Below are 26,019 nucleotides of genomic sequence, written 5' to 3' on the forward strand. Positions count from 1 at the left end.
GATAGAGAGGATATCGGTGTCATGGGCGGCGCGCGTGGCGCACCTAGAATGCCTTGCTGATGGCCACGACCAGCGTGGCTGCGGCGGGATTCGAGGTGTCGAACTGGCCGGCCGCATTCGGTATGCCCAGCGTGTAATGGTCGTAGGCGTCGCTGGCGCCCCAGGCGCGCGTGATGGCGGCGCTGGCGCTCCAGCCGCCGTCGAAGGCCCTGGTGACGCCGACCTTGGCGTCGCGCCAGTTCCAGATGGCATTGCCGCTGCCCGCCACCCGGCCATTGCCGGCGTGCAGGTTCAAGGTCCAGGCATTGCCCAGGTCGACATTCGCGCCCACGTCCAGGTAGCCCGTGCCGCGCGCATTGCTGATGCCGAAAAAGTCCCGTGTGACGGTATGGTTGTACTTGGCGTACAGCATCTTGTAGCTCAGGCCCAGCGACAGTTCGCCATAGTCGTACTTGACGCCCGTGGCGCGGTAGATGGCACCCGGATACTTGTAGTAATACGCCAGCACGCTATAGCCGAGTTCGCCCACCGTGCCGCCGTAGCCGCCATACAGGTCCCATTCGAAGCTTGCATCCTGGATATAGCGGTCGCTGACGGTGGAAGCCCATGTCCCCAGCGACCAGCCGCTGGGGTGCGCGTAGTCGGCACCCGCTTGCAGCGCGGGTTTGCCCCAGGTCTGGCGAAAGCCGCGCGAAATGTATTGCGAGGCGAGGCTGGCATTGGCGCTGAAGGTGGCGGTGGTGCTGTCCGTGGTCTGCGCCTGCACGGGCAGGGTGGCGAGCAGGAAGACACAGCCCAGCAAGGATGTTCCGGGGAAATGGCGGTTCGATGGCATGGCAGTCGGCTCCGTATTTGCTGGCAGCGGCCGTCCAGGCACGTTGCCCTGATGGTTGCAATAAAATGCGGAATGGATTTTGCGCAAGCAAGGCGACGCCGCGTGCATGTTCGCAGGAACATGCCTACATTCTCACCAAACGTAACTGAAAGGATAGGGGCTAGGGCTAGTGGAAGTCAATAAAGTTGCGCTACGGAAATCGTAAGTTGTTGTTTCCTGGCACTTTTTCATGTGCCTGTCACACCCGGCCTGCCACGGCAGGCTGCCTGTTGCAAGCAGGCCAGCAAGCGGGGCAGGGCCGCATGCAAGGCAGGCAGCTCGCCATCCTGCAGCTCGGTCTGCATTTCCACCAGGCCCGATGGCTGGCCCCAGACGACCTTGGCGTTCAGCCGGGCGCCGGCGCCGAGTCCCGTAACGCTGACCAGCAGGGCGACCTCTTCGGGGGCATCCTCGGACACTTCCCCGAGCAGGCAGGAAATGCCGAAATGATAATCCTCGAAAGCGCTGGCCGTACCGCTGGAAAAGGCGAACACGGAGGCGAGCACCTGTGGCGCAGCGGTCGCGAGTGGCGGCAGGGCGGCGCGGAACAGGGGCAGCAAGTCGTTTTCTAGCTGGAGTACCAACGGATGAGTGTGGCTGAGGACGGTCATGTGCGGGCGAAAGGAGTGGCGGCGCGCGATGGTAGCAGTTTTTGCTGCGGCCGTGGCCCGTCGTCAGCTGGCGTAGCCGTTGGCCATGCTGGCGATGCTGCTTTTCATCTGTTCGCGCAGCGCAGCGCGGCGGGCGCCAGCACTTCCACGCCACCGTGCAGACCGAGCAAGCACCATTGCAGTTCGCGCGTGTTGGGTACGGTGGCGCTCAGGTGCAGCGAGCCATCCTCGCGTTCCTGCAATTGCTGTTCCGTGCTCAACGGCGTCTCGTACAGGTGCTCGCCGCTGCGTAGCGAATCGCGCCCCCATTCTTGCCCGCCCCTGCGATAAGGCACGACGCGTTGCACTAGCATGCTGCCGATAATGGGTCCTGCCAGTGAATCTGTTGCAGGGCGCATCGAGCCGAATCGGTTGGCGCTGCGCATCAAGGGCCACGTGACGGCGAAGATGATCTCGTTGGGCTAGGAGTCGGACCTGTTCCGCTTTACCTTGAAGCACAGCCTGCTGTTTGCCGTCAGCATCGGCATCATCACCCTGCTGCAGGCCTACGTATTCACCGGTATGATCCCGCACTGAGCGGCCCGTAGAATTACGTAGTAAAACTAGATGAACTGATGATAAAACATGCAGAGGGTCATTAAAATGACCTGATGCACCGCAGCATATCCAGGATGGCCCGCGGCGCAATGCCGGGTCTGCGGCGATGCCGTCGGCATCGAGACCCGATCCCAGTAAAGGCAGGCTGATGCAGGCCTCGTCGATCAGGCGCGCCGACATGGTGCGCACCGTTTCGCGCAAGGCCGCCTGCGCGTGCGTGGCGCGCGGCGAGGCGTTCAGCAGCACCAGCGGCTTGTCGATGAACGATTCATTTCCCACCATCCAGTCCAGCGCATTTTTCATGGGTCCGCTCACGCCGTGCGCGTACTCGGGGCTGGCCAGCATCAGCACGTCGGCCGCCAGGATGGCGTCGCGCAGGCCCGTCACAGCCGGCAAGTTGTCGGCGTTGAGGTCGGGATTGAACAGGGGTAATTCGCCCAGTCCCTGATAGATGCGGATTGCATATGCCGCTGGGGCAAGCCGGGCGATGGCGTGCAGCAGGGCGGTGTTCAGCGAGGCGGCGCGCAGGCTGCCGGCGATGGCGAGGATGGTGATGGGTGTCTGCATCCCGTCTGTATAGCCCATCCTGTGCTCAAGCGCAAGGCGAGCAGGATGGCGCTATCGATATTGCAACAGCCTATGATGGGCTGCGATGCGTGGCTGGGTACTGCGGCACTCTTAACGGCTCAGGCCGCTCATCCAGCTAGGCTGCGGGTTGGCACGGGCCAGTTCGCGCATGCGGTATTCCAGATCATAACGGTCGGTCGATTCGGCCAGGTAGGCTTCTTCGTAAGCGCGTTCGCGGCGGTCGCTGCTGTGGTTCAGCCAGGCGCCCAGACGTTTGGCGGCGTTGACCAGGGTGGCGACGATATTGCTGTTTTGCGTGGTGTGATAAGTAAATGCGGTAGACATGGCAGACTCCTAGTGTGGCGTGCCGCGTTGTGCTGCACTGCAATATAAGTATAGCGATTCTAAGTTATAAGGCTACTTTTTATTTCAAATGTCAGCTATTCATTTTTCGAATAACAGGCGGGAAAGCTGCGCAATACGGGGCTTTAAGGCATAATGCCGGCGCAGTATCGTAGTTTTACTACAAGACTGTTTTGTCCTGGATGTTGTTTTCAGACGCAGCCCGCAGGCGTGCCGCGCCCACAAGACATCGTTCTGAGGAGAAACAGTCGGCCGTGCGCCTGCCGCGCGCAAGAGTCGTCATGTCCGCCCCTGTATCGCTGATGGCAGTCATGGCCCACGCTGATATCTGCGTGGCTATTGCGTGGCGCTTGCGCGCCCTGGTGCTGCCCGGGTGGAAACGCTTCCATGCCTGGCAAGATCAACTTGGAATTGAAAAATGGAGAAGGTATGGAATACGTAAAGCAAGGCCAGGGCGTACAGTCCTCCGCACAGGCCGGCACGCAAAACAATACAGGCGCCCTGATCATTGTCACGGTGCTGTTTTTCATGTGGGGACTGCTGACCTCGCTCAATGATGTGCTGATTCCCCATCTGCGCTCGATCTACACCTTGAGTTATGTCCAGGCGATGCTGGTGCAGTTCTGCTTCTTTGGCGCCTACGCCATCGTTTCGCTGCCGGCCGGCATGCTGATCAAGAAGATCGGCTACCAGCGCGGCGTCGTCGCGGGCTTGCTGATCGCCGCTGCCGGCTGCGCCATGTTTTACCCCGCGTCCACCGGCAGCTATGCGCTGTTCCTGCTGTCCTTCTTCATCCTGGCGGCCGGCATCACCGTGCTGCAAGTGGCAGCCAATCCCTACGTGACGGAACTGGGCGACCCGCAGAAGGCGTCTAGCCGTTTGACCCTGACGCAAGCGTTCAACGCGCTGGGTACCACGGTGGCGCCGGCGCTGGGCGGCATGCTGATTTTGTCGGGCACCGTGTTGACGGTGCAGCAGTTCGACCTGCTGCCGGCCGCCGAGCAACTGGCCTACCGCGCCAAGGAAGCGGCCTCCGTGCAAGGTCCTTACCTGGTGCTGGCCGCCACCTTGGTGATCCTGGCCGTGCTGTTCGCACTGGCAAAATTGCCGAAGATTTCGCATGCGGACGATGCCGCTGCCCTGGCGCAGGATGGCCACAAGGTCTCGATCTGGTCGCACCGCCACCTGGTGCTGGGCGCGCTGGCCATCTTCCTGTATGTGGGCGGTGAAGTCAGCATCGGCAGCTTCCTGATCAACTTCCTGGGCGAGAGCCATATCGCTGGCCTCAGCCACGCCGACGCCGCCTATTTCGTCAGCTATTACTGGGGTGGCGCCATGCTGGGTCGCTTCGTCGGCTTTGCCGTGATGCGCTATGTCAGCCCTGGCAAGACGCTGGCCTTCAACGCCGCCATCGTCATCGCGCTGATCCTCGTCGCCGTGTTCTCCAGCGGTCACACGGCCATGTGGGCATTGATCGCCGTCGGTCTGTTCAATTCCATCATGTTCCCGACCATCTTCAGCATGGCCCTGAACAAGCTGGGTGCGCAAACGGGGCAGGGTTCGGGCATCCTGTGCATGGCCATCGTCGGCGGCGCCATCGTGCCGTTCATTCAGGGCTTCCTGGCCGACCACATCAACCTGCAGCTGTCCTTCCTCGTGCCGGCCCTGTGCTACACCTTCATTTTGTACTTCGGCTGGAAATACGCCAGCATGTACAGCGAAGGCGCAAAATAAGCCGCGCTGTCGTGATCAATCAAAAGGGTGGCCTCGGCCACCTTTTTTTTCATCAGTGCGCGAATTGCGTGCCCAGTACGTCCTGGCAGACCTCGAGCCAGGCGCGCGCCGCGTGCGACAGATAGCGCCCGCTCCAGACGTGCGCCACCTGCCATGCCACCTCCGGTTCGACGAGGCGCACCGCCTCCAGCGGTTCGCCGGCAAGGCGGTGGATGAACGGCTCGGGCAGCAGGGCCACGCCCAAGCCGGCCGAGGCCATCGCCACCAGCCAGTCCCACTGGCCGCTCTGGGCCGCAATGGTCGGCGTGAAGCCCGCTTGCGCGAAATGCTGGCGCAGGCTGCGCGTGAGGGCGAAATCATCTTTTAACAGCACCAGCGGCAGCTCGGCCAGCGCCTTGAAGGGCAGTGCCGTGCGTTTTTTTTGGAACGTGCCCGGTTCGGCCAGGGCCCAGATCGGGTAGCTGGCCACTTCCACGGCCACGAGGTCCAGTTGCGGGTCTGCCGGCAGCACCGTCATGCCGATTTCCAGTTCGCCGGCCGCCACCTTGCGTTCTATCTGCTGGCCCGTGTCTTCCTGCAGGGTCAGGCTGATATGTGGGTGGCGCGCGCGGAACGCCTTCAATACGGGTGTAAACAACACATTGATCATGGGCGGGATGCCGACCGTCAGGCTGCCGCGCTGCAAGGCCTGGGTGTCGCGCACTTCCAGGGTCAGCTGGCGCATGTTCGCCAGCATTTCCTGCCCGTGCTGGTAGACGATGCGGCCCGTGTCCGTCAGGGTCAGCTTGCGCCCGTCGCGCACCAGCAGCTGGGCGCCCACTTCCTCTTCCAGCTGGCGCACCATCTTGCTGATGGTCGACTGGGTCAGGTGCAGCGATTCGGCCGCCTGCGTAAAGCTCGACAGGCGCACGGTTTCGACAAAATAGCGCAGGGAACGGATATCCAAGATGGGGCTCGCCTCGGCGCGGTATGAAAATATCGACTGGATGTGAAGAAATTAATTCATGCCATGCATGTAGTCGGGATTTTATACTGAATCGACTTATGGGGCTGGCGTATGACAGCCATCCAGTTTGAGAATACTAAGAATATCAGGAGCATCACGATGTACGAGGACCGTATCCGCCACCCAGGCTTGCTCAGCAAAATCATGAGCGCCGATGAGGCAGCCAAATTGTTCCACAACGGCATGCGTGTTGGCATGAGCGGCTTTACCCGTGCCGGCGACGCCAAGGCCCTGCCGCGCGCGCTGGCCGAGCGCGCCCTGCAAGAGCCCTTGAGCCTGACCCTGATCACCGGTGCTTCGCTGGGCAATGGCAGCGATGGCCTGATGGCCGAGGCGGGCGTGCTGGCGCGCCGCATGCCGTTCCAGGTCGACCCGGTCTTGCGCGGCAAGATCAACAAGGGCGAAGTCATGTTCATCGACCAGCATCTGTCGGAAACGGCCGAGCAGTTGCGTTCGGGTAACCTGGCTGCCGTCGATATCGCCGTCATCGAAGCGACGGCCATCACGGCCGCTGGCGCCATCATTCCGACCATGTCGGTGGGCAATTCCGCCGCCTTCGCCCAGCAGGCAACGCAGGTCATCATCGAAATCAATCTGTCCACGCCGCTGGCGCTGGAAGGCTTGCACGAAATTTATGTTCCGCAAGCCCTGCCGGGCCGCGAGCCGATACCCCTCACGCGCGTCGACCAGCGCCTCGGCAGCACGGCCATTGCCATCGACCCGGCGCGCATCGCCGCCATCGTCATCACGGACAGTCCGGACAGCCCGTCGAACGCCTTGCCGCCCGACGCGGAAACGCAGGCGATTGCCAGCCACGTGATCGCCTTCCTCGAAGGCGAAGTGGCAGCCGGGCGCATGGGCCCGGAATTGCTGCCCCTGCAGGCGGGCATCGGCACCATCGCCAACGCCGTGCTGCATGGCTTGATCGGTTCGCCCTTCCAGAACATGACGATGTATTCGGAAGTGTTGCAGGATAGCGCCATCGCGCTGCTCGATTCGGGCCAGCTGGCGTTTGCCTCTGCCTCGTCGATCACCCTGTCGGCCGCCGTGCATCAAAAGCTGATGGACAATATCGACCATTACCGCTCAAAAATCGTGCTGCGCCCGCAAGAGATCAGCAACCATCCGGAAATCGTGCGCCGCCTGGGCATCATCGCCCTCAACACGGCGCTCGAGTTTGACATCTACGGCAACGTCAATTCCACGCACGTGTGCGGCACGCACATGATGAACGGCATCGGCGGCTCGGGCGACTTTGCACGCAACGGGCAAGTGTCGATGTTCGTGTCGAAATCGGCGGCCAAGGGCGCGCGTATTTCCAGCGTCGTGCCGATGGTCTCGCATGTGGACCATACGGAGCATGACGTCGACGTGCTGGTGACGGAGTGGGGCTATGCGGACTTGCGTGGCCTGGCGCCGCGCGAACGGGCGCCGTTGATCATCGAGCGCTGCACGCATCCCGATTACCGCGATCAATTGCGCGCGTATTTTGACGCGGCATGCCAGCGTGGCGGTCACACGCCGCACATCCTGGAGCAGGCGCTGTCGTGGCATACGCGCTACCAGGAAACGCAGAGCATGCTGGCAGCGCAGTAAGCTTCGTTGGCATCAAGACAGGGCAGGGCGGCGCATCACCGCGCGTGCGCCTTTTCGCCTGGCGCATGTTGCGCCAGATCAAAGCTTAGGCCGCAGGTGCAAAGCGCAGGCGGATGCCTGCCGTGACGACAGCCAGCAAGTCGTCGATATGCGCATTCACTTCCGGGTGCGGCGTCCATGGGTCGCCCGCATCCATGACGATGCGCAGGGAAACGAGGCCGTGCAGCGATTGCCAGAAGATTTGCGTCATCGTATGCAGCGCCGGCTCGTCTTGGCGCACCTTGCCCGCCTGCGCCAGTTCGCCGAACAGGTGCAGCGCATAGGCGTACGGGTCTTGCTCGATATTGCCGTGTTCGACTTCGACGGCGTCGATTTCCGCATGCGGGCGCAATTCCATGAAGATCAGCGAATACTCGTCCGGATGCTGGAAACCGTACTCGATGTAGGCGCGGCCGACCAGGCGGATGCGATCCCATGGGTCAATGCTGGTGGCGCAGGCCGTGCGCATGGCGCGCACCAGTTCCAGCAAGTCCTTGTCCATGGCCTGGGCAATCAAGGTAGCCTTGTCGCGGAACAGCGCGTACACGACCGTGGTGGAAAAACCGGCCGCCTCGGCCACCTTGCGGATGGAGACGGCGCGCGCGCCGCCCTTCTTGATGAGATCTTTGACGACGTCGATGATGTGCTCGCGCCGCGCCTGGGCCTCGCGCAACTTTCTTTCCTGAATATTGGTCAACTTCTTGTCCACGACTCTTTCCTGGCGACACGATGAAAGCAAGAATTATAGGGGGGCGATGGGCTGCCAATGTGTCTGGCATTGTTACAATTCGGTTTTTTGTCCGGCCGATGCGACAACGCACCGATTTTTCGCCCTTTTACCCGGCACTTTTCCATCGATGCCCCGGATTGGTGCATAAATCACCCGCCCAGGCTTTGCGAACGGGGCCAAAGGGCGGAAAATACCGGGATAGCTTACACTGCGTTTTTAGCGCGACGGCGCTAGCCCACGAGGCAGCGCCGGAACTCTTACATTGGACGGTATCATTATATGACCATTAAAATCAGCCAAAACTTCGACTCGGGCGCCATCGAGGTGGTGAGCGCTACCAGCGCCAACGCCATCGACCTGAACTTGCGCAAGGATAGCCACGCCGATATCCACCAGTGGTTCCATTTCCGCCTGCAGGGCGCGCGTGACCAGGCGTGCACGCTGCGCATCCTGAACGCGGGCCAGGCCACCTATCCGGCCGGCTATGAAGGCTACCAGGCCGTGGCCAGTTACGACAGCGAAAACTGGTTCCGCGTGCCGACTGCGTTCGATGGCCAGGTCATGACAATTACGCATACGCCGGAACTCGACAGCGTGTACTACGCCTATTTCGAGCCGTATTCGTGGGAACGCCATTTGCGCCTGCTGGGCGAAGTAGCCGAGCATCCGCTGGCGCGCGTCTCTGACCTGGGCAGCACGGTCGACGGCCGCGACATGAACATGGTTACCATCGGCAACCCGCAGGCGGAAAAGAAAATCTGGGTCATCGCGCGCCAGCATCCAGGCGAATCGATGGCCGAATGGTTTGTCGAAGGCCTGATCGATTCCCTGCTGGATGATGCCAACCCGATCGCGCGCAAGCTGCTGCAGCGCGCCGTGTTCCACATCGTGCCAAACATGAATCCGGATGGTTCCATCCGCGGCAACCTGCGCACGAATGCGGCCGGCGCCAACCTGAACCGCGAATGGATGACGCCATCGCTGGCGTCCAGCCCGGAAGTGCTGTGCGTGAAAAACAAGATCCACGAAACGGGCGTCGACATGTTCTTCGACATCCACGGCGATGAAGCGCTGCCGTACAACTTTGTGGCCGGCAATGAAATGCTGGAAAACTTCACGCCGGCGCAAGCGGCGCACCAGAAGGCCTTCATCGAGCGCTACAAGCAGGCCAGCCCTGACTTCCAGGACAAGTTCGGCTACGCGGCCAGCAAGTACAAGTCGGACATGCTGACCCTGGCGTCGAAATACATCGGCCACCACTTCGGCTGCCTGGCGCTGACCCTGGAAATGCCGTTCAAGGAAAACGCCGACTTGCCCGATCCGGCCGTGGGCTGGAACGGCGCGCGCAGCGCGGCACTGGGCGCGGCCATGCTGCAGCCTATCCTGCTGTCGCTGGATTGAACGGCGTTGATCATGGGCGTCGAGATCGAGCGTAAATTCCTGTTGCAAGGCGATGCCTGGCGCGGCCTGGGGCAGGCAGTGTTGCTGCGCCAGGGCTATTTATCGTCCGCGCGCGAGCGCGTGGTGCGCGTGCGCATCGAGGGTGAGCAGGCGATGCTGACCATCAAGGGCGCGAACGTGGGCGCGACGCGCGGCGAGTGGGAGTATCCGATTCCGCTGGCGGACGCCGTCGAACTGCTCGACGGCCTGTGCGAACAGCCGCTGATCGAAAAAGTCCGCCACCGCATCGAGCACGCGGGCATGGTGTGGGAAGTCGACGAGTTCCTGGGCGCGAATGCGGGCTTGATCGTGGCCGAGATCGAACTGGCCTCGGAAGACCAGCCCTTCGAGAAACCCGACTGGGTCGGCGCGGAAGTGTCGGGCGATGCGCGCTACTACAACGCGAACTTGATCCGCCAGCCGTTTTCACAGTGGTGATGGGGCGATAAACGCGGCTTGAAATGCAAAAAGGCGGAACCTAGGTTCCGCCTTTTTTACGTCTGCCGATTTAGTGGAAGTGTTCGGTGCCTTGCGGCGTATCTTCCGGCATTTCCGCATGCGCCAGCTCACCGACAGGGTCGGCAAACAAAGGCGCGCCGCAATCGTCGCAGTATTCACCGACAAAACGTTCCGCATGGCGCTTGATCTGCGTCACGCCGGCCGCGTTCAGGTGCTCGATGATTTCATCGACGGGCGTCTTTTGCTTGTCCAGCGCGGCAATGCCGACCTGGATCAGGCCTTCGATGGGCGTGCCATCCTCGTCTTCCTGGCCGTACAGGGGCCAGACGATGCCGTAGATGACGTCCGGCGTCTGGCGCAGGGTGAAGGCGATGCGGTACTCGTCGACCTGGCCATCGGCCGCTTCTTCACCAAAGCCGGCGATGACGGCACGCAGTTCCGACGGTTCGATGGCCAAGGTGTGCATCAGGTAGTGCACGGCGGCGCGTACGGAGACGGGGCGTATCAGCTTGTCCGCTTCGCGGCAGGCCACGTAGTACGCTTCCGGCAACAGCAGTTCCAGGCCGCAGCCGGGCAGCAAACGGGCGATGGTCGGCGTCGCCTGCGTGCGCCATTGTTCCAGGGCGGCGCTGCGCTCGGCGATGAAGTCGAGCTGGCTCGACGGCGTCTGCCAGCGGAACAGCGGGGCACCGCTTGGCGCCACCACGGCTACCAGCAGGTAGCGCGTGTCGGCCAGGAAGGGCGCCGTTTCCGCCTCTTTGCTTGAGGGCTTGACGGCCGTGCCTTTCAGGGCCGCCAGTGCCAGCTTCTGCGTCTTGGCATAGGTTTCGACGTGGCTGCGCGGCAACTGGTCGATCGAATACAGGGTCGGCGCCATGGCCATCTTCGTGCCATCGGCCAGCAGGTGGGCGGCGAAATGCGCGGACAATACGCCGTGCGCATCGCCGGCCATGGGGCCGGAAGCGATGGAAAAGCGCGTCCACGCGAGGATGGGCACGGCCACCAGCAGGGCGTCGTAGCGCACGTCTTCATGCGTGATGACGGTCGATTCGCTGACGGCTTCAACGCAGTCCATCAGCACGTCGTAGGCGTTCAAGTCTTCCTTGAACAGGCTGCCCAGGGTGTTGTCGATGGTGTCCTGGTGGCCGGTTTTGAGTAATTTCTGGAGCTGCGTATCCAGGCTGTGTTCCCAGGACCGCTCTTCGAGACGGCTGGCTGCCTGTACAATCGCCTGGGCAAAGGTGACCAGGCGCTGGCTGTCGGCAGTCAGTTTATGGGATGAATCTTTGGAAGGACGACGCATGGCGGGATAAGAGTCTCGGAAAGTGAAAAAAATGGATCAGGCTAACAAGGATAAACCCTTATAACCGTATTGTAGAGGATTCGGCCGCACGCAATACGTAAGCTCTCCTCAGATCGTGCCAATAGTCTGAATTTCAAGGAAAAACGGGACGCAGGGACGAAAAAAAGCGCCGGTCGAAACCGGCGCTCTTATCTTGCCTCACAGCTGGTCTGATTACTCGGCCAGCAGCTGACGCAGCACGAATGGCAGGATACCGCCATGCTTGTAGTAATCGACTTCGATCGGCGTATCGATGCGCAGCAGCACTTTCACGTCGACGCTGCTGCCGTCGGCGCGGTGGATCACCAGGGTGGCCAGTTGCTGTGGCTTGATTTCGCCTTCGAGGCCTTTCAGGTCGAAGGTTTCATTGCCGGTGATGCCCAGGGTTTGCACGCTGTCGTCGCCGATGAATTGCAGCGGCAGCACGCCCATGCCCACCAGGTTCGAGCGGTGAATACGCTCGAACGAACGGGTGATCACGGCTTTCACGCCCAGCAGCTGGGTGCCCTTGGCGGCCCAGTCGCGCGACGAGCCCGTACCGTACTCTTCGCCGCCGAAGACCATGGTTGGCGTGCCTTCAGCAACATATTTCATCGCTGCGTCGTAGATCGACATTTCTTCGCCGGAAGGCTGGTGAACCGTGATGCCGCCTTCGACCGCCGAACCGTCTGCCTTGGCAGGGATCATGCGGTTCTTGATACGCACGTTGGCAAACGTGCCGCGCATCATGATTTCATGGTTACCGCGACGCGAGCCGTAGGAGTTGAAGTCCGCTTTCAGGACGCCGTTTTCCTTCAGCCATTTGCCTGCAGGACCATTTTCCTGGATCGAGCCGGCTGGCGAGATGTGGTCGGTGGTGATGGAATCGCCGAACACGCCCAGTGCGCGCGCGCCTTCGATGCCGGTGGCCACTGGCGCGGGCGTCATCGAGAAGTTGTCGAAGAACGGTGGTTCCGCGATATAGGTCGATTTCGGCCAGTTGTAGACTTGACCGGAGACGGTCGTGACTTTCTCCCACAGCTTGCCTGGCGCGCCCTTGACGTCTGCGTAGTTGTCCTTGAACACCTTGGCGTTCATGGCGAACTTCATCATGGCCGACACTTCAGCCGAGGTCGGCCAGATGTCGCCCAGGTAGACGTCCTTGCCGCCCTTGCCCTTGCCGACAGGTTCCGTCATCAGGTCGCGCGTCATGTTGCCGGCGATGGCGTAGGCGACGACCAGCGGTGGCGAAGCCAGGAAGTTCGAGCGGATGTTCGGGTGAATACGCGCTTCGAAGTTGCGGTTGCCCGACAGCACGGCCGAGGCGACGATGTCGTGCGTGGCAATGGCGGCGTTCAGCTCAGGCGTCAGGTCGCCCGCATTGCCGATACAGGTGGTGCAGCCGTAGGCGGTGACGCCAAAGCCCAGTTTTTCCAGGTAAGGCAGCAGGCCGGCAGCCGTCAGGTACTCGGTCACGACGCGCGAGCCGGGAGCCAGCGAGGTCTTGATGTGCGGCGCGACTTTCAGGCCAGCTTCGACGGCTTTCTTGGCCAGCAAGCCGGCAGCCAGCATCACGCTCGGGTTCGAGGTGTTGGTGCACGAGGTGATCGCGGCGATCAGCACGTCGCCGTTCGACACTTTCACGCCATTCGTCGTTTCGTACACGGTGTTCAGGTCGGCCGGGTTCTTGTTGAAGCCGTTTTCCGTGGTTGGCTTGGCGAACAGCTCGGCGAAGTTCGCTTTCACGTTGCCGATTTCGATACGGTCTTGCGGGCGTTTCGGGCCAGCCAGCGACGGTGCGACCGTGGCCAGGTTCAGTTCCACCACGCGGGTGTAGTCGATGTCGCCCGCTTTTGGAATGCCGTACAGGTTTTGCGCCTTGAAGTAGCTTTCGAACGCAGCGATTTCAGCCTTGCTGCGGCCGGTGCCCTTGAAATAATCGATGGTCGCATCGTCGACCGGGAAGAAGCCCATGGTCGCGCCGTATTCCGGTGCCATGTTGGCGATCGTCGCGCGGTCCGTCAGGGTCAGCGATTCCGTGCCTACACCGAAGAACTCGACGAACTTGCCGACGACTTTCTCTTTGCGCAGCAATTCGGTGATGGTCAGCACCAGATCGGTGGCGGTGCAGCCTTCGCGCAGCGCGCCGGTCAGGTTAACGCCGATGACGTCAGGCGTCAGGAAGTAGACTGGTTGGCCCAGCATGCCGGCTTCCGCCTCGATGCCGCCCACGCCCCAGCCGACCACGCCGATGCCGTTGATCATGGTGGTGTGCGAGTCGGTGCCGACCAGGGTGTCAGGGTAGTACACGTCGCCGGCTTTCTTGCCTGCGTAGTGCACGCCGCGCGCCAGGTATTCCAGGTTGACCTGGTGGACGATGCCGAAGCCTGGTGGCACGACGCCGAAGGTGTCGAAGGCCTGCATGCCCCATTTCATGAACTGGTAACGCTCGTTGTTACGCGAGAATTCCAGTTTCATGTTCAGGTCCAGGGCTTTCTTTTCGCGGTAGTGGTCGATGGTCACCGAGTGGTCGACCACCAGGTCGACCGGTACCAGCGGTTCGATCTTCTTGGCGTTGATGCCCATCTTGGCGGCCACGTTGCGCATCGCTGCCAGGTCTGCCAGCAATGGCACGCCGGTGAAGTCTTGCAGCACGACGCGCGACACTACGAACGGGATCTCGTCGGTGCGCTCGGCGGTCGGGCCCCAGCTCGCCAATTGCTTGACGTGTTCTTCGGTGACTTTTTTGCCGTCGCAGTTGCGCAATACCGATTCGAGCACGATGCGTATCGACACTGGCAGGCGGGAGACATTGATGCCCAGGCTTTTTTCCAGTGCCGGCAGGGAATACAGCTTGCCCTTCTTGCTATCCGAAATATTAAAGTCCTTGAGCGTGTTCAGAGTGTTGCGGGACATGACCTCTCCTTGTTGGGTATCGTCTATTTATTGATGATTCAAATTACAAAACATGACTGAGCCCCCGAAGAGGCCCTTGCTACGCACATCAGCCGCCGGTGACTGGCAAGACGCCCAGCGATGGCGGGGCTTCCACCGAGGCTGCCGACTTGGCTTGCTCCGCATCCTTGCATTCATTGGCCAACTGGCGGCCCTGCTTGGAATCGAGCAGCATGCCTTTGGCCGGGATGCCGATCCAGACCAGACCGTACAAGCGGTTCTCGAAGCGGTTGGCGCCGGTGGTGGTGCCAACGCGGCTCAGGCGGTGCAAACGCTTCTTCCAGCGCAGGGCGATGTGTTTGTCGTCAGTCGCATTGGTGTAGATGGTAATTTTATTACCAAGTTCACAATTGAAATCGGTGGAGGCCGAGCCAACGGTGTTCGGCTCATCGGCTTCTTCCTTGTCGAGCACCGACATGGCGAGCGGATGCGCTTCCTTGGCGGCTGCCTTGGCCTTGACGGCCCTGGCCTTCGGCTTGGCCTTCACAGCCTTGGCTTTTGCCGGCTCTTTGCTGGCCGTGGCAGCGAAGCTGGCTGGCGCCAGCGTGAGGGTCATGGCGCCCAGCGCGACGCTGCAGGCAATGGCTAATTTGGAGAGGGACATCGTGTAATTCCTGTCAGTTTTCAGTGGTGCTGGTAGGCAGCGCGTTGAGTAATGCAGCGGCAGCCTCGGGCAAGCCGAGGCCTGCCAGTTTGGCGCGTTGCAAAACGGTCCAATAATATCGGTAGCTGGCGCGGTCGTGCAAGCGGCCATTTTGCGCAATCGGTCCCCAGTTGGCGCGCAGCGCCTCATTCAGGATGTTGCTGGCTTCGTTGACTTCCGACAGTCGCGGCGTAAAGGCCTTGATAATGGGCTTGATCTGGTCCGGATGGATGCTCCACATGCGCGTGTAACCGAACTCGGCCGTCGCGCGCTGGGCGTCATTCGCCACCACGGCCGAATCGCGCACGTCCGTCGTCACGTTGTGCGACGGAACCTTGCCGTGCGCGTGGCAGGCGGCCGCCACCTCGAGCTTGGCGCGCACCACCAGCGGGTGCGTAAATTGGCCCGGCGTGCGCATGGCGGCGGCGGGAATGGCGCCGTAATGGGCCGAGACGAAATCCATGATGCCGAAGGACAGGCATTCGACCTGGGGCAGGGCGGCGATGGCGTAGGCGTCGCGCAGCGCGCCATGCGTCTCGATCAGGATATGCACGGGCAGGTTGTCGCGGCCGGCGCGGCGCGCGTGCAGGTTGATCAGGTCGATGGCCAGCATGGCATCTTGCACGCCGCCCACCTTGGGTACGGCGATGTAGGCCAGGCGGGCCGCGGCGGCGCAGATGATTTCCACGTCGCGCGCGAAAAACGGGCTGTCGACGTCGTGCACGCGTACGCCGATCCGGTTGAACTGGTTCTCGTCGCTGGCCAGCAGGCCGGCGATCATGTGGGCGTGGGTTTCTTCGTTGCCGGCGCTGGCGCCGTCTTCGCAGTCGAACGTGATGTCGAACAGGGGCCCAAGCTCTTGTTGCAAAGCAATCGATTTACGCATCAGCTTTTCAGAGCCGGCGTAGTGGTCGCAAGCGGCGAGCAACAGCGGCTGGCGTTTGCCTTGGAATAAAACCTCGGAAGGGTGCATGCTTAAGGCATTTCTGCAGGTAAAAACTACTTGATAAAACAGCCGCGCCGCGAATCTCGCGGGGCGGCCTTCTTGGCGGGCGGCGCGCAGGCCGCGCCGCCAATGCTGGATTTATGCCAGCAGGTGTTTCACGCCTTCGCGCTCTTCGGTCAGTTCTTTCAGGGTCAGGTTGATGCGCTCTTGCGAGAATGCATCGATTTCCAGACCTTGAACGATGGCGTACTCACCGTTGTCGGTGGTGACCGGGAAGCCGAACACGGTGCCTTCAGGGATGCCATACGAGCCATCGGAAGGTACGCCCATGGTGGTCCACTTGCCAGCCGTGCCCAGCATCCAGTCATGGATGTGGTCGATGGCGGCGTTCGCTGCCGACGCTGCCGACGACAGGCCGCGCGCTTCGATGATGGCCGCGCCGCGCTTGCCGACGGTCGGCAGGAAGGTGTTGGCGTTCCATTCCTGGTCGTTGATCAAGTCCTTGACGGCCTTGCCGTTGACGGTGGCGAAACGGTAGTCGGCGTACATGGTTGGCGAGTGGTTGCCCCAGACGGTCAGCTTCTCGATGTCCTTGACGGCGGTGCCGGTCTTAGCCGCGACTTGCGACAGCGCGCGGTTGTGGTCCAGGCGCAGCATGGCGGTGAAGTTTTTCGCCGGCAGCGACGGTGCCGATTTCATGGCGATGTAAGCGTTGGTGTTGGCTGGGTTGCCGACCACCAGAACTTTGACATTGCGCGAAGCGACGGCGTCGAGCGCCTTGCCTTGTACCGTGAAGATCTGCGCGTTAGCTTCCAGCAGATCTTTGCGTTCCATACCCGGGCCGCGTGGACGCGCGCCCACCAGTACGGCGACGTCGACATCCTTGAATGCGGTCAGCGGATCGGAGTGGGCGGTCATTTCCGTCAGCAGCGGGAAGGCGCAATCGTCGATTTCCATCATCACGCCCTTGAGCGCCTTCTGGGCTTTTTCGTCCGGGATTTCAAGCAGTTGCAAGATGACAGGCTGGTCTTTGCCGAGCATGTCGCCATTGGCGATGCGGAACAACAGGGCGTAGCCGATCTGGCCGGCGGCGCCGGTCACTGCAACACGCATTGGGGTTTTAGCCATGATGAATCTCCAAAGTGGGAAAGAAAACGGGCTTGAAGCTGGGCTTACGCTTATCCGGAAAAACTATAATGATACCAAAACCGGCCGGCGCCACCGAATTGCTGGTGTACGCTGCCGTCACGCTCGTGCTGCACGAGGCCAGAGTGGCTGGCCGACAACATAAAACGCTGGCTCACAAGTTTTATCGAGGGCAGTTTAGGCCTCTGATCTGTATCTGTCAATCATATCTTATGTCTTATATAAGACAGATAACTATAGGTGTTTTACTGGACGCGGGCGGTGATTTGTGTTGAAATGTCGGACTATGAATTCCGCCTCGTCCAATCTGACCAATAATGCCACTGCTGCAAGCGGGGCGGTCAGTCCGACCGCGAGCTCCCCGGCCACGTCCGTCGCCGCAGCTGCCAGCACGCCAGTCACTGTGGTGTCCAGCAGCGATACCACTACGGCGATGCCCGTCGCCACGCCTGTAGTCAATGCCTCACCCACCTTCAGTCCCCTGTACCAGCAGATCAAGGCGCTCATTACGCAGAGCCTGCAATCGGGCGAGTGGAAGCCGGGCGAGCTCATTCCCAGCGAAGTCGAGCTGGCAGGGCGCTTCAAGGTCAGCCAGGGCACGGTGCGCAAGGCCATCGATGAACTGGCCGCCGAGAACCTCGTCATGCGCCGCCAGGGCAAGGGTACTTTTGTTTCCACCCACCATGAGGCGCGCGCGCATTTTCGCTTCCTGCGCCTGGTGCCGGACGAAGGCGTGCCGCATTATCCTGAAAGCAAGTTCATCGAAGTCAGACGCGTGCGCGCGCCCGCCGACGTGGCGCGCCTGATGGACCTGAAGTCTGGCGACGCCGTCATCTTCATCAAGCGCGTGCAGTATTTCGACGGCGTGCCGACCATCGTCGAGGAGCTGTGGCTGCCCGGCCTGATCTTCAAGGGCCTGACGGCCGAGCGCCTGGTGGAATACAAGGGCCCCATGTATGGCCTGTTTGAAACGGAATTTGGCACGCGCATGATACGCGCGTCCGAGCAGATCCGCGCCGTGTGCGCCGATGCGGGCGCCGCGCAATTGTTAAATATCGACCTCGGCACGCCCTTGCTCAGTTCCGAGCGCGTGTCGTTTACCTACGGCGACAAGCCGGTCGAACTGCGCCGGGGCTTGTACCTGACCAGTCGTCATCATTATCAGAATGAACTCAGCTGAAGTGGACGGGTGCCTCCGGGTGCCCGGAAAAGCGGCAAGGCTGACGTGCATCGCTTGCAAGATGCCTGCCGCAAGGCGGGCACCGGAGACAACGGAAAGCGCAGCGATAGCATGGCCTGCCCCGGCGGGCCGTGCTTTGCCGGTGATTCTGTAATTAAATTACGTGAACTACGGAAAGTAGCGCGGTATTTTGTAGTAAAAAACCATTTTGGTTATATGTAACAATAGATATTGGTATGGGTTGCGAAAATCGGCGAAAATCGCGGCTTCAATATTTAGTTGAAATTCAAAGGGGAGGTTTTTGTTATGTCCGAAGCCGTAAGAGAAGTACCAAAAAAAGAACGGCCGCAATTCCGTAACATTCATGTTACCGAATTGTCGAACTACCGCATGGCTGTCGGCGCCATCGTCTCGATCCTGCATCGCATCAGCGGTTTCATCATTTTCGCCCTGCTGCCATGCATCCTGTACATGCTGGAACTGAGCCTGCGCTCCGAGATGTCCTACGCCTACTTCCAGGGCATCGCCTCGCACTGGTTCGTCAAGCTGATCACCCTGGGTCTGGTCTGGGCCTTCCTGCACCACTTCTGCGCCGGCATCCGTCATTTGTTCATGGATGTGCACGTTGCCATCGAAAAAGATTCGGCCCGCAAGACCGCGACGTCCGTACTGGTCGTGAGCCTGGTGTTGACGGCCTTGGTCGCTTTGAAACTGTTTGGAGTATTTTAAACATGGCAGACAATAATATCGGACCGAAACGCCTCGTCGTCGGTGCCCATTACGGCTTGCGCGATTGGCTGGCGCAACGCGTCACCGCCATCGTCATGGTGGCGTATGTGGCCATCCTGCTGATTTCTTTCTTGACTGGCAGCAACTTCAGCTATGAAGGCTGGGCTGGTCTGTTCGCACAGCAGTGGTTTAAATTGTTCAGCCTGGTGACTTTCCTGGCGCTGTTCTACCACGCATGGGTCGGCGTACGCGACATCTGGATGGACTACGTGAAAAGCGCTGGCCTCCGTTTGACCCTGCAAATTGCCACCATGCTGTGGTTGATCGCTTGTGCCGGCTGGACGGTACAGATACTCTGGAGTGTGTAATCGTGGCAGCATATAAATCTGCAATCCCTACCCGCCGCTTTGATGCGGTGATCATTGGCGCCGGCGGTTCCGGCATGCGCGCGTCGTTGCAACTGGCTGAAGCCGGCCTGAACGTCGCTGTCTTGTCGAAAGTCTTCCCGACCCGCTCGCACACCGTTGCGGCGCAGGGCGGTATCGGCGCGTCGCTCGGCAACATGGCTGAAGACAACTGGTTCTGGCACATGTTCGACACCGTCAAGGGTGGCGACTATCTGGGCGACCAGGATGCCATCGAATTCATGTGCCGCGAAGCACCGAAAGTCGTGTACGAACTGGAACACTTCGGCATGCCATTCGACCGCAACCCTGACGGCACCATCTATCAGCGTCCATTCGGCGGGCACACGGCCCACTTCGGCGAAAAGCCGGTGCAGCGCGCCTGCGCTGCAGCCGACCGTACCGGCCACGCCCTGTTGCACACGCTGTACCAGCGCAACGTGCGCGCGCGCACGCACTTCTTCGTCGAATGGATGGCAATCGACCTGATCCGTGACGCCGAAGGCGACGTGATCGGTGTTGTCGCGCTGGAAATGGAAACCGGCGAATGCATGATCCTGGAAGCAAAGACGACGGTGATGGCAACGGGCGGCGCAGGCCGCATCTTCGCCGCCTCGACGAATGCCTTCATCAACACGGGCGACGGCATGGGCATGGCAGCACGCGCGGGCCTGCCGCTGCAAGACATGGAATTCTGGCAGTTCCACCCGACCGGCGTGGCCGGCGCAGGCGTCTTGATCACCGAAGGCGTGCGCGGCGAAGGCGGGATCCTGATCAATAGCGAAGGCGAACGCTTCATGGAGCGCTATGCGCCTACCCTGAAGGATCTGGCGCCGCGCGACTTCGTCTCGCGTTCGATGGACCAGGAAATCAAGGAAGGCCGCGGCTGCGGTCCGAACAAGGACCACGTGATGCTGGACCTGCGCCATATCGGCGCCGACACCATCGCCAAGCGCCTGCCGTCGATCCTGGAAATCGGCCACAAGTTCGCCAACGTCGACGCCACCAAGGAACCGATTCCTGTCGTGCCGACGATTCACTACCAGATGGGCGGTATTCCGACGAACATCCACGGCCAGGTCGTCACCCCGACCGGTCCGGATAATTCGGCCAAGATCGTCAACGGCCTGTACGCAATCGGCGAATGCGCCTGCGTGTCGGTGCACGGCGCCAACCGCCTGGGCACGAACTCGCTGCTCGACCTGGTGGTCTTCGGCCGCGCGGCCGGCAACCACATTGTCAACAGCGGCCTGAAAGCCAAGGAAAACAAGCCTTTGCCAGCCGATGCTGCCGACTTTGCCATGGGCCGCCTGGCGCGCCTGGAAAATTCGACCGGCACGGAAACCGTGCAGGGCGTGGCGAACGAGATCCGCGCCACGATGCAGAAGTACTGTGGCGTGTTCCGTACCGACGAGATGCTGAACAAGGGCGTCGAAGAAATCATGAAGCTTGACGAGCGCCGCAAGCACGTCTCGTTCAAGGATAAATCGATGGTCTTCAACACGGCCCGCGTGGAAGCGCTGGAACTGGACAACCTGATCGAAACGGCGAAAGCGACCATCGTTTCGGCCGCTGCCCGCAAGGAATCGCGCGGCGCCCACGCCCAGGACGACTATCCGCAACGTGATGACGACAACTGGATGAAGCACACTCTGTGGTATTCGGAAGGCAACCGACTGGCATACAAGCCAGTCGTGACCAAGCCGCTGACGGTTGATACCTTCAAACCGAAACCACGTACTTTCTAAGGCTATACCATGGCACGCACTCTTAAATTCAAAATCTACCGCTACGATCCTGACCAGGATGCCAAGCCGTACATGCAAGACCTGACGGTCGAACTGAAAGACACCGACAAGATGCTGCTCGACGCACTGCAGCGCATCAAGGCGGACGTGGATGACTCGCTGGCCCTGCGCCGCTCGTGCCGCGAAGGCGTGTGCGGTTCGGACGCGATGAACATCAACGGCAAGAACGGCCTGGCATGCACCACCAACCTGAACGAACTGTCGGAGCCTATCGTGCTGCGTCCGTTGCCAGGTTTGCCAGTCATCCGCGACTTGATCGTCGACATGACGCAATTTTTCAAGCAATACGATTCGATCAAGCCTTTCCTGATCAACGATTCGATCCCGCCTGAAAAAGAACGCCTGCAGTCGCCGGAACAGCGCGAAGAACTCGATGGCCTGTACGAGTGCATCCTGTGCGCATGCTGCTCCACGTCGTGCCCGTCGTTCTGGTGGAATCCGGACAAATTCGTCGGTCCGGCCGGCCTGCTGCAAGCCTACCGCTTCATCGCCGATTCGCGCGACGAAGCCACCGGCGCGCGTCTGGACAATCTGGAAGACCCGTACCGCCTGTTCCGCTGCCATTCGATCATGAACTGCGTCGACGTCTGCCCGAAAGGCTTGAACCCGAACAAGGCGATCGGCAAGATCAAGGAATTGATGGTCCGCCGCGCGATCTGATTCTCCTGATCGCGTCCGCCGGGCGCCGTTTGCTGGAAGAGGGTATCCTCTCTTGCCTGCAGGCGGCGCCTGCAAAGCAGCAGCGTGCCGCAAGGCACACGTAAAGTGGTAAACCAAATGACAGAATCAATTTTGTCCTCGCATCAGGCCGACCCGGCCAACCGCGCCCGCCTGCGCTGGCGTTCACGCCGTGGCCTGCTGGAAAACGACATTATCCTGACCCGTTTTCTCGATGCGTATGAAACCGAATTGACCGATGAAGAAGTTGACGCGCTGACGCGTTTGCTGGATTTATCGGACAATGCGTTAATGGATCTGGTACTGGCCCGTAAAGAGCCGGAAGGCGAAGTCGATCTGCCGCATGTGCGCGCACTGCTGCAACGACTGCGCATTGCCTAGACGCCTGGGCGATATATTGCAAACGGTGCGAGTGGCGCGCTGTAGCACTGCCGAATTGCGGTGCGAATTGCAGCCAGAATTTTTGATTTTAATTTCGACTCACTCCCGAGAAGGAAGAGCCCATGAATATCTCTGACACAAAAGCTACCCTGTCGTTCTCCGATGGCAGCCCATCGCTTGAATTTCCAATCTACAAAGGCACGGTTGGTCCGGACGTCATTGACATCCGCAAACTGTACGCCGGTAGCGGCAAGTTCACCTACGACCCAGGCTTTATGTCGACGGCCGCCTGCAACTCGTCGATCACCTATATCGACGGCGACAAGGGCGAGCTGCTGTACCGTGGTTACCCGATTGAACAGTTGGCCGTCAACGCCGACTTTATGGAATCGTGCTACCTGCTGCTGAACGGCGAACTGCCGAACGCGGCGCAGAAAACCAAGTTCGTCGACACCGTCACCAAGCACACGATGGTGCACGAACAGATGCAATTCTTCTTCCGTGGCTTCCGCCGCGACGCGCATCCGATGTCGGTCCTGGTGGGCACCGTCGGTGCGCTGGCATCGTTCTACCATGATTCGCTGGACATCAACGACCCGCGTCACCGCGAAGTGTCGGCCATCCGCCTGATCGCCAAGATGCCAACCCTGGTCGCCATGACCTACAAGTACTCGGTCGGCCAGCCGTTCGTGTACCCACGCAACGACCTGTCGTACAGCGCCAACTTCATGCACATGATGTTTGCCAATCCGTGCGAAGAGTACAAGGTCAACGACGTGCTGGTGCGCGCCCTGGACCGCATCCTGATCCTGCACGCGGACCACGAGCAAAACGCATCGACATCGACCGTCCGTCTGGCCGGTTCGTCGGGCGCCAACCCGTTCGCCTGTATCGCTGCCGGTATCGCCTGCCTGTGGGGCCCTGCCCACGGCGGCGCCAACGAAGCGGCACTCAACATGCTGAAGGAAATCGGCACCGTCGAGAACATCCCTGCCTTCATCGAGCAAGTCAAGGACAAGAACTCTGGCGTCAAGCTGATGGGCTTTGGCCACCGCGTGTACAAGAACTTCGATCCACGCGCCAAGCTGATGCGTGAAACCTGCTACGAAGTGCTGCAAGAACTGGGTCTGCAAGACGACCCGCTGTTCAAGCTGGCGATGGAACTGGAAAAGATTGCACTCAACGACGATTATTTCGTTTCGCGCAAGCTGTACCCGAACGTCGACTTCTACTCGGGCATCGTGCAATCGGCGCTGGGCATCCCTGTGTCGCTGTTCACCGGTATCTTCGCTATGGCCCGTACGATCGGCTGGATCGCCCAGTGGAATGAAATGATCGCCGACCCAGAGCAAAAAATCGGCCGTCCGCGCCAGCTGTTCGTCGGTTCGACCACGCGCGAAGTACTGCCACTGGACAAGCGTTAATCCACGGCGGTATCAAGCAAGCAAAAAACGGGCTTCGGCCCGTTTTTTATGCCCGGCTGTTATGCTCGGGCCCTGGATCAACAGGAAGCACAACGCGATGAACGAAGAAACATGCGCGCCCAGCGGCGTGGCCCTGAACGATACGGGCTTTGGCTACACCCTGTCGTTGATCGGCGGCAAATACAAGATGCTGATCCTGTATGCGCTGGCGGAAAACAAGGTGCTGCGGCATAACGAACTCAAGCGGCATCTCGGCGGCATCGCCTTCAAGACCCTCAGCGTCGTCCTGAAGGAGCTGGAAGCCGACGCGTTGATCCTCCGCAAGGAATATCCGCAAGTGCCGCCCAAGGTTGAGTATTTCCTCTCAAGCAAGGGCGCCTCGCTGATCCCCGTGCTGCATACCTTGTGCGAGTGGGGCGAGCAGCACCAGCCAAGTTGATACGGATGCGCCTGGCAAGGGCTTTCTATGGTTTAGTAGCTTACTTTTTGTATGGTACGTGTAGTTAATGTGCGTACTTGTGAAAAGTACTCGCTATGGCTATGCTGTTTCTGGCTTTGGAGACGCCATCACGCGCTTCGGGCAGGGTATCGGTTTGCCTGTTTTTCGGCGAATGCGGGCCCGGTGCATCCATCCCATACTCAGGAAAGCAGCATGAAGAAAACCCTCGTTATTGTCTTCCATCCCTCCATCGCCACCTCGGTGGCCAACAAGCGCTGGCTGCAGGAGCTGGCGCAGTATCCCGACCGCTACACCATCCACAATGTGCAGCAGGCTTATCCGGATGGAAACATCGATGTCGCGTGCGAACAGGCGCTGGTGGAGGCGCACGCCAATGTGATCTTGCAGTTCCCCGTGTACTGGTTTAACTGTCCGCCCTTGATGAAGCAGTGGCTCGACGAAGTGCTGGCGTATGGATGGGCTTACGGCACGGGCGGCGATGCCTTCCAGGGTCGCAAGGTGGCGCTGGCCGTCACGGCCGGCATCCGCCAGGAGGACTTCACGCCGCAAGGCAAGTGGAACGTCACCCTGGCGCAGCTGCTGGCGCCGTTTGATGTCACCCTGGCCTATGTCGGCGCCGACAACTGCCGCTTTTTTGCCTTCTATGGCGCGGAAGACGGGCCGAAGGAAGCGGGCTATGCGGACCGGCTGGCGCGCAGCGCGCAAGAGTATCAGCATTTCCTGGCTGCGCTGTAAGGCCGCTGCCTGCGTAAGGCCAGGCGACTGGGCGCGAAAAATAGGGTAGATTGCCATACTTGGTCGCAGGCACCGAACAATGAATGGAGGGCAGCAGATGGACCGCATCACCGCCGCACAGGTATTTGTCGCCATCGCCGAGCGCGGCAGCATGGTGGCCGCCAGCGAGGCGCTCGATATGTCGCGCGCCATGGTGACGCGTTACCTGGCCGAGATGGAGCAGTGGGCGGGGGCGCGTCTGCTGCATCGCACCACGCGCCGCCTGAGCCTGACGGATGCGGGCGAGGCCACGCTGGCGCGCTGCCGCCAGATGCTGGAAGTGGCTGGCGCCATGGCCGTCGCCTCGCCCGAGGGAATTGATACGCCGCACGGCTTGCTGCGCATTAGCTGCTCGCAATCGCTGGCACAGACGGCGCTCGCTGGCGCAGTGACCGCTTACCTGCGACGCTACCCGCGCGCCGCCGTCGACCTGCAGATGGAGAATCGCGCCGTCAACCTGGTGGAGCAGCGCATCGACCTGGCGATCCGCATCACGAACGCGCTCGAACCGAACCTGATCGCGCGCCAGCTGGCCAGTTGCGCGTCGGTGGTGTGCGCTGCACCATCGTACCTGGCGGTGCATGGCACGCCGCGCCGTGCAGAGGACCTGGCCCTGCATAACTGCCTGACCTATACGTATTTCGGCAAAAGCCTGTGGCAGTTCACGCACGATGGGGGAGCGCTCACTGTCCCCGTCAGCGGCCGCCTGTCGGCGAATGAATCGCTGGTCCTGCTGGTGGCCACGGTGGCGGGGGCGGGCATCGCCATGCAGCCGCGCTATTCGGCCGCGCCGCTGATCGCCAGCGGGCAGCTGGTGGAACTCCTGCCTGCTTACTTGCCGCAAGATATGGGCATCTACGGCATCTATACGTCGCGCCAGCATATGTCGCCCCTGCTGCGCACCATGCTCGACTTCCTGGTCGATTGGTTTGCCGGTGATCCCGATTGGCTGGCGGCCATCAGGGCACCGTTGTCTGGCAGACCAGTTGGACGCAAGCGGCACGCCAGCGTGGGTAGGGAAATGCCGTAAGCGCAACAGTAACAGGCTGGCAAGCCCGGGAAAATCAAGGACACAGCTTACATTTGCTTGCCAAATAAAATTCAACTAGCCGTTGTTGCGTTACAATACCGCGTGCTATTCTAAATGACGCTAT

The 26,019-nt window shown here is 60.8% G+C and carries 24 protein-coding genes and 1 pseudogene; 14 read left to right on the top strand and 11 right to left on the bottom strand.

The features are described 5' to 3' along the window. Positions 1–43 precede the first annotated feature (43 nt). The 4 genes and pseudogenes from CSZ94_RS11085 to CSZ94_RS11105 form a co-directional block, all read right to left on the bottom strand. Entirely contained in the window at positions 44–835 is a 792-nt protein-coding gene (locus tag CSZ94_RS11085; RefSeq protein ID WP_180977434.1) for a TorF family putative porin, read from the bottom strand. Positions 836–1,062: 227 nt separating this feature from the next. Continuing rightward, the gene (locus tag CSZ94_RS11090) at positions 1,063–1,434 is read right to left on the bottom strand and encodes a hypothetical protein (RefSeq protein ID WP_102121556.1); all 372 of its coding nucleotides are present in this window, start codon (positions 1,432–1,434) and stop codon (positions 1,063–1,065) included. An 831-nt stretch (positions 1,435–2,265) separates the two neighbouring features. After that, positions 2,266–2,667 (bottom strand): annotated as a pseudogene (locus CSZ94_RS11100) (NADPH-dependent FMN reductase); the annotation flags it as partial. Positions 2,668–2,760: 93 nt separating this feature from the next. Next, positions 2,761–2,994 (bottom strand): DUF3563 family protein, encoded by a 234-nt coding sequence (locus tag CSZ94_RS11105; protein ID WP_102121558.1) that lies wholly within the window; start codon positions 2,992–2,994, stop codon positions 2,761–2,763. A 447-nt stretch (positions 2,995–3,441) separates the two neighbouring features. On the opposite strand from CSZ94_RS11105, the gene fucP reads away from it, so the two are divergent. Beyond that, entirely contained in the window at positions 3,442–4,746 is a 1,305-nt protein-coding gene (gene fucP, locus CSZ94_RS11110) for an L-fucose:H+ symporter permease (protein ID WP_102121591.1), read from the top strand. A 52-nt stretch (positions 4,747–4,798) separates the two neighbouring features. Here the strand turns inward: fucP and CSZ94_RS11115 are convergent, their stop codons facing one another. Continuing rightward, on the bottom strand, positions 4,799–5,692 hold the full coding sequence (locus CSZ94_RS11115) for a LysR substrate-binding domain-containing protein (RefSeq protein WP_102121559.1): 894 nt from the start codon (positions 5,690–5,692) through the stop codon (positions 4,799–4,801). A 159-nt stretch (positions 5,693–5,851) separates the two neighbouring features. On the opposite strand from CSZ94_RS11115, the gene CSZ94_RS11120 reads away from it, so the two are divergent. Continuing rightward, positions 5,852–7,348, top strand: coding sequence for a succinate CoA transferase (locus CSZ94_RS11120; RefSeq protein ID WP_102121560.1), 1,497 nt, complete (start codon positions 5,852–5,854; stop codon positions 7,346–7,348). A gap of 85 nt (positions 7,349–7,433) precedes the next feature. On the opposite strand, the gene CSZ94_RS11125 is transcribed toward CSZ94_RS11120, so the two are convergent. Next, complete coding sequence (locus tag CSZ94_RS11125) at positions 7,434–8,096, bottom strand: TetR/AcrR family transcriptional regulator (RefSeq protein ID WP_102121561.1); 663 nt, start codon at positions 8,094–8,096, stop codon at positions 7,434–7,436. Between the two features lie 300 nt (positions 8,097–8,396). Between CSZ94_RS11125 and CSZ94_RS11130 the strand changes: the two genes are divergently transcribed. Beyond that, positions 8,397–9,518 carry a M14 family metallopeptidase gene (locus CSZ94_RS11130; protein WP_102121562.1) on the top strand — a complete coding sequence of 374 codons (1,122 nt, stop codon included), beginning with the start codon at positions 8,397–8,399 and terminating at the stop codon, positions 9,516–9,518. A gap of 12 nt (positions 9,519–9,530) precedes the next feature. Beyond that, positions 9,531–9,995, top strand: a complete 465-nt coding sequence (locus CSZ94_RS11135) for a CYTH domain-containing protein (RefSeq protein ID WP_102121592.1) — start codon at positions 9,531–9,533, stop codon at positions 9,993–9,995. Between the two features lie 70 nt (positions 9,996–10,065). Here CSZ94_RS11135 and CSZ94_RS11140 read toward each other — a convergent pair whose 3' ends face one another. The 5 genes from CSZ94_RS11140 to CSZ94_RS11160 all read right to left on the bottom strand — a co-directional run bounded on the left by CSZ94_RS11140 (position 10,066) and on the right by CSZ94_RS11160 (position 17,009). Further along, positions 10,066–11,319 (bottom strand): DUF2863 family protein, encoded by a 1,254-nt coding sequence (locus CSZ94_RS11140; RefSeq protein ID WP_102121563.1) that lies wholly within the window; start codon positions 11,317–11,319, stop codon positions 10,066–10,068. A gap of 213 nt (positions 11,320–11,532) precedes the next feature. Next, positions 11,533–14,253 (bottom strand): aconitate hydratase AcnA, encoded by a 2,721-nt coding sequence (gene acnA / locus CSZ94_RS11145; protein WP_102121564.1) that lies wholly within the window; start codon positions 14,251–14,253, stop codon positions 11,533–11,535. A gap of 88 nt (positions 14,254–14,341) precedes the next feature. After that, positions 14,342–14,896 carry a hypothetical protein gene (locus CSZ94_RS11150; RefSeq protein ID WP_102121565.1) on the bottom strand — a complete coding sequence of 185 codons (555 nt, stop codon included), beginning with the start codon at positions 14,894–14,896 and terminating at the stop codon, positions 14,342–14,344. 13 nt (positions 14,897–14,909) lie between these two features. Next, entirely contained in the window at positions 14,910–15,908 is a 999-nt protein-coding gene (locus CSZ94_RS11155; RefSeq protein WP_102121566.1) for an HpcH/HpaI aldolase/citrate lyase family protein, read from the bottom strand. A gap of 111 nt (positions 15,909–16,019) precedes the next feature. After that, on the bottom strand, positions 16,020–17,009 hold the full coding sequence (locus CSZ94_RS11160; RefSeq protein WP_102121567.1) for a malate dehydrogenase: 990 nt from the start codon (positions 17,007–17,009) through the stop codon (positions 16,020–16,022). A 304-nt stretch (positions 17,010–17,313) separates the two neighbouring features. On the opposite strand from CSZ94_RS11160, the gene CSZ94_RS11165 reads away from it, so the two are divergent. The 10 genes from CSZ94_RS11165 to CSZ94_RS11210 all read left to right on the top strand — a co-directional run bounded on the left by CSZ94_RS11165 (position 17,314) and on the right by CSZ94_RS11210 (position 25,895). Next, the gene (locus CSZ94_RS11165) at positions 17,314–18,207 is read left to right on the top strand and encodes a GntR family transcriptional regulator (protein ID WP_102121568.1); all 894 of its coding nucleotides are present in this window, start codon (positions 17,314–17,316) and stop codon (positions 18,205–18,207) included. Positions 18,208–18,513: 306 nt separating this feature from the next. Further along, on the top strand, positions 18,514–18,936 hold the full coding sequence (gene sdhC / locus CSZ94_RS11170; RefSeq protein ID WP_102121569.1) for a succinate dehydrogenase, cytochrome b556 subunit: 423 nt from the start codon (positions 18,514–18,516) through the stop codon (positions 18,934–18,936). Positions 18,937–18,938: 2 nt separating this feature from the next. After that, positions 18,939–19,304 carry a succinate dehydrogenase, hydrophobic membrane anchor protein gene (gene sdhD, locus CSZ94_RS11175; RefSeq protein ID WP_102121570.1) on the top strand — a complete coding sequence of 122 codons (366 nt, stop codon included), beginning with the start codon at positions 18,939–18,941 and terminating at the stop codon, positions 19,302–19,304. 2 nt (positions 19,305–19,306) lie between these two features. Next, positions 19,307–21,088: a succinate dehydrogenase flavoprotein subunit gene (gene sdhA / locus CSZ94_RS11180; RefSeq protein ID WP_102121571.1), complete on the top strand. Its 1,782-nt coding sequence runs from the start codon at positions 19,307–19,309 to the stop codon at positions 21,086–21,088. Between the two features lie 9 nt (positions 21,089–21,097). Beyond that, the gene (locus tag CSZ94_RS11185; RefSeq protein WP_034752075.1) at positions 21,098–21,808 is read left to right on the top strand and encodes a succinate dehydrogenase iron-sulfur subunit; all 711 of its coding nucleotides are present in this window, start codon (positions 21,098–21,100) and stop codon (positions 21,806–21,808) included. Between the two features lie 117 nt (positions 21,809–21,925). Next, a complete protein-coding gene (locus CSZ94_RS11190; RefSeq protein WP_034752073.1) occupies positions 21,926–22,207 on the top strand; it encodes an FAD assembly factor SdhE in 282 nt (93 codons plus the stop codon). A 122-nt stretch (positions 22,208–22,329) separates the two neighbouring features. Beyond that, a complete protein-coding gene (gene gltA, locus CSZ94_RS11195; protein WP_102121572.1) occupies positions 22,330–23,631 on the top strand; it encodes a citrate synthase in 1,302 nt (433 codons plus the stop codon). Between the two features lie 97 nt (positions 23,632–23,728). Continuing rightward, positions 23,729–24,070 (top strand): winged helix-turn-helix transcriptional regulator, encoded by a 342-nt coding sequence (locus CSZ94_RS11200; RefSeq protein ID WP_102121573.1) that lies wholly within the window; start codon positions 23,729–23,731, stop codon positions 24,068–24,070. 213 nt (positions 24,071–24,283) lie between these two features. Further along, a complete protein-coding gene (locus tag CSZ94_RS11205; RefSeq protein WP_102121574.1) occupies positions 24,284–24,826 on the top strand; it encodes an NAD(P)H-dependent oxidoreductase in 543 nt (180 codons plus the stop codon). Positions 24,827–24,923: 97 nt separating this feature from the next. Continuing rightward, a complete protein-coding gene (locus CSZ94_RS11210) occupies positions 24,924–25,895 on the top strand; it encodes a LysR family transcriptional regulator (RefSeq protein ID WP_102121575.1) in 972 nt (323 codons plus the stop codon). Positions 25,896–26,019: the final 124 nt, after the last annotated feature.

This window comes from Janthinobacterium sp. ROICE36, from assembly GCF_002869965.1.
Taxonomy (GTDB): Bacteria; Pseudomonadota; Gammaproteobacteria; order Burkholderiales; family Burkholderiaceae_D; genus Janthinobacterium.

Coding starts and splice junctions, on each gene's coding strand:
- CSZ94_RS11085 (WP_180977434.1), bottom strand. CDS start 835: ATGCCATCGAACCGCCATTTCCCCGGAACATCCTTGCTGGGCTGTGTC.
- CSZ94_RS11105 (WP_102121558.1), bottom strand. CDS start 2,994: ATGTCTACCGCATTTACTTATCACACCACGCAAAACAGCAATATCGTC.
- fucP (WP_102121591.1), top strand. CDS start 3,442: ATGGAATACGTAAAGCAAGGCCAGGGCGTACAGTCCTCCGCACAGGCC.
- CSZ94_RS11120 (WP_102121560.1), top strand. CDS start 5,852: ATGTACGAGGACCGTATCCGCCACCCAGGCTTGCTCAGCAAAATCATG.
- CSZ94_RS11130 (WP_102121562.1), top strand. CDS start 8,397: ATGACCATTAAAATCAGCCAAAACTTCGACTCGGGCGCCATCGAGGTG.
- CSZ94_RS11135 (WP_102121592.1), top strand. CDS start 9,531: ATGGGCGTCGAGATCGAGCGTAAATTCCTGTTGCAAGGCGATGCCTGG.
- CSZ94_RS11140 (WP_102121563.1), bottom strand. CDS start 11,319: ATGCGTCGTCCTTCCAAAGATTCATCCCATAAACTGACTGCCGACAGC.
- acnA (WP_102121564.1), bottom strand. CDS start 14,253: ATGTCCCGCAACACTCTGAACACGCTCAAGGACTTTAATATTTCGGAT.
- CSZ94_RS11150 (WP_102121565.1), bottom strand. CDS start 14,896: ATGTCCCTCTCCAAATTAGCCATTGCCTGCAGCGTCGCGCTGGGCGCC.
- CSZ94_RS11155 (WP_102121566.1), bottom strand. CDS start 15,908: ATGCACCCTTCCGAGGTTTTATTCCAAGGCAAACGCCAGCCGCTGTTG.
- CSZ94_RS11160 (WP_102121567.1), bottom strand. CDS start 17,009: ATGGCTAAAACCCCAATGCGTGTTGCAGTGACCGGCGCCGCCGGCCAG.
- CSZ94_RS11165 (WP_102121568.1), top strand. CDS start 17,314: ATGAATTCCGCCTCGTCCAATCTGACCAATAATGCCACTGCTGCAAGC.
- sdhC (WP_102121569.1), top strand. CDS start 18,514: ATGTCCGAAGCCGTAAGAGAAGTACCAAAAAAAGAACGGCCGCAATTC.
- sdhD (WP_102121570.1), top strand. CDS start 18,939: ATGGCAGACAATAATATCGGACCGAAACGCCTCGTCGTCGGTGCCCAT.
- CSZ94_RS11185 (WP_034752075.1), top strand. CDS start 21,098: ATGGCACGCACTCTTAAATTCAAAATCTACCGCTACGATCCTGACCAG.
- CSZ94_RS11190 (WP_034752073.1), top strand. CDS start 21,926: ATGACAGAATCAATTTTGTCCTCGCATCAGGCCGACCCGGCCAACCGC.
- gltA (WP_102121572.1), top strand. CDS start 22,330: ATGAATATCTCTGACACAAAAGCTACCCTGTCGTTCTCCGATGGCAGC.
- CSZ94_RS11200 (WP_102121573.1), top strand. CDS start 23,729: ATGAACGAAGAAACATGCGCGCCCAGCGGCGTGGCCCTGAACGATACG.
- CSZ94_RS11205 (WP_102121574.1), top strand. CDS start 24,284: ATGAAGAAAACCCTCGTTATTGTCTTCCATCCCTCCATCGCCACCTCG.
- CSZ94_RS11210 (WP_102121575.1), top strand. CDS start 24,924: ATGGACCGCATCACCGCCGCACAGGTATTTGTCGCCATCGCCGAGCGC.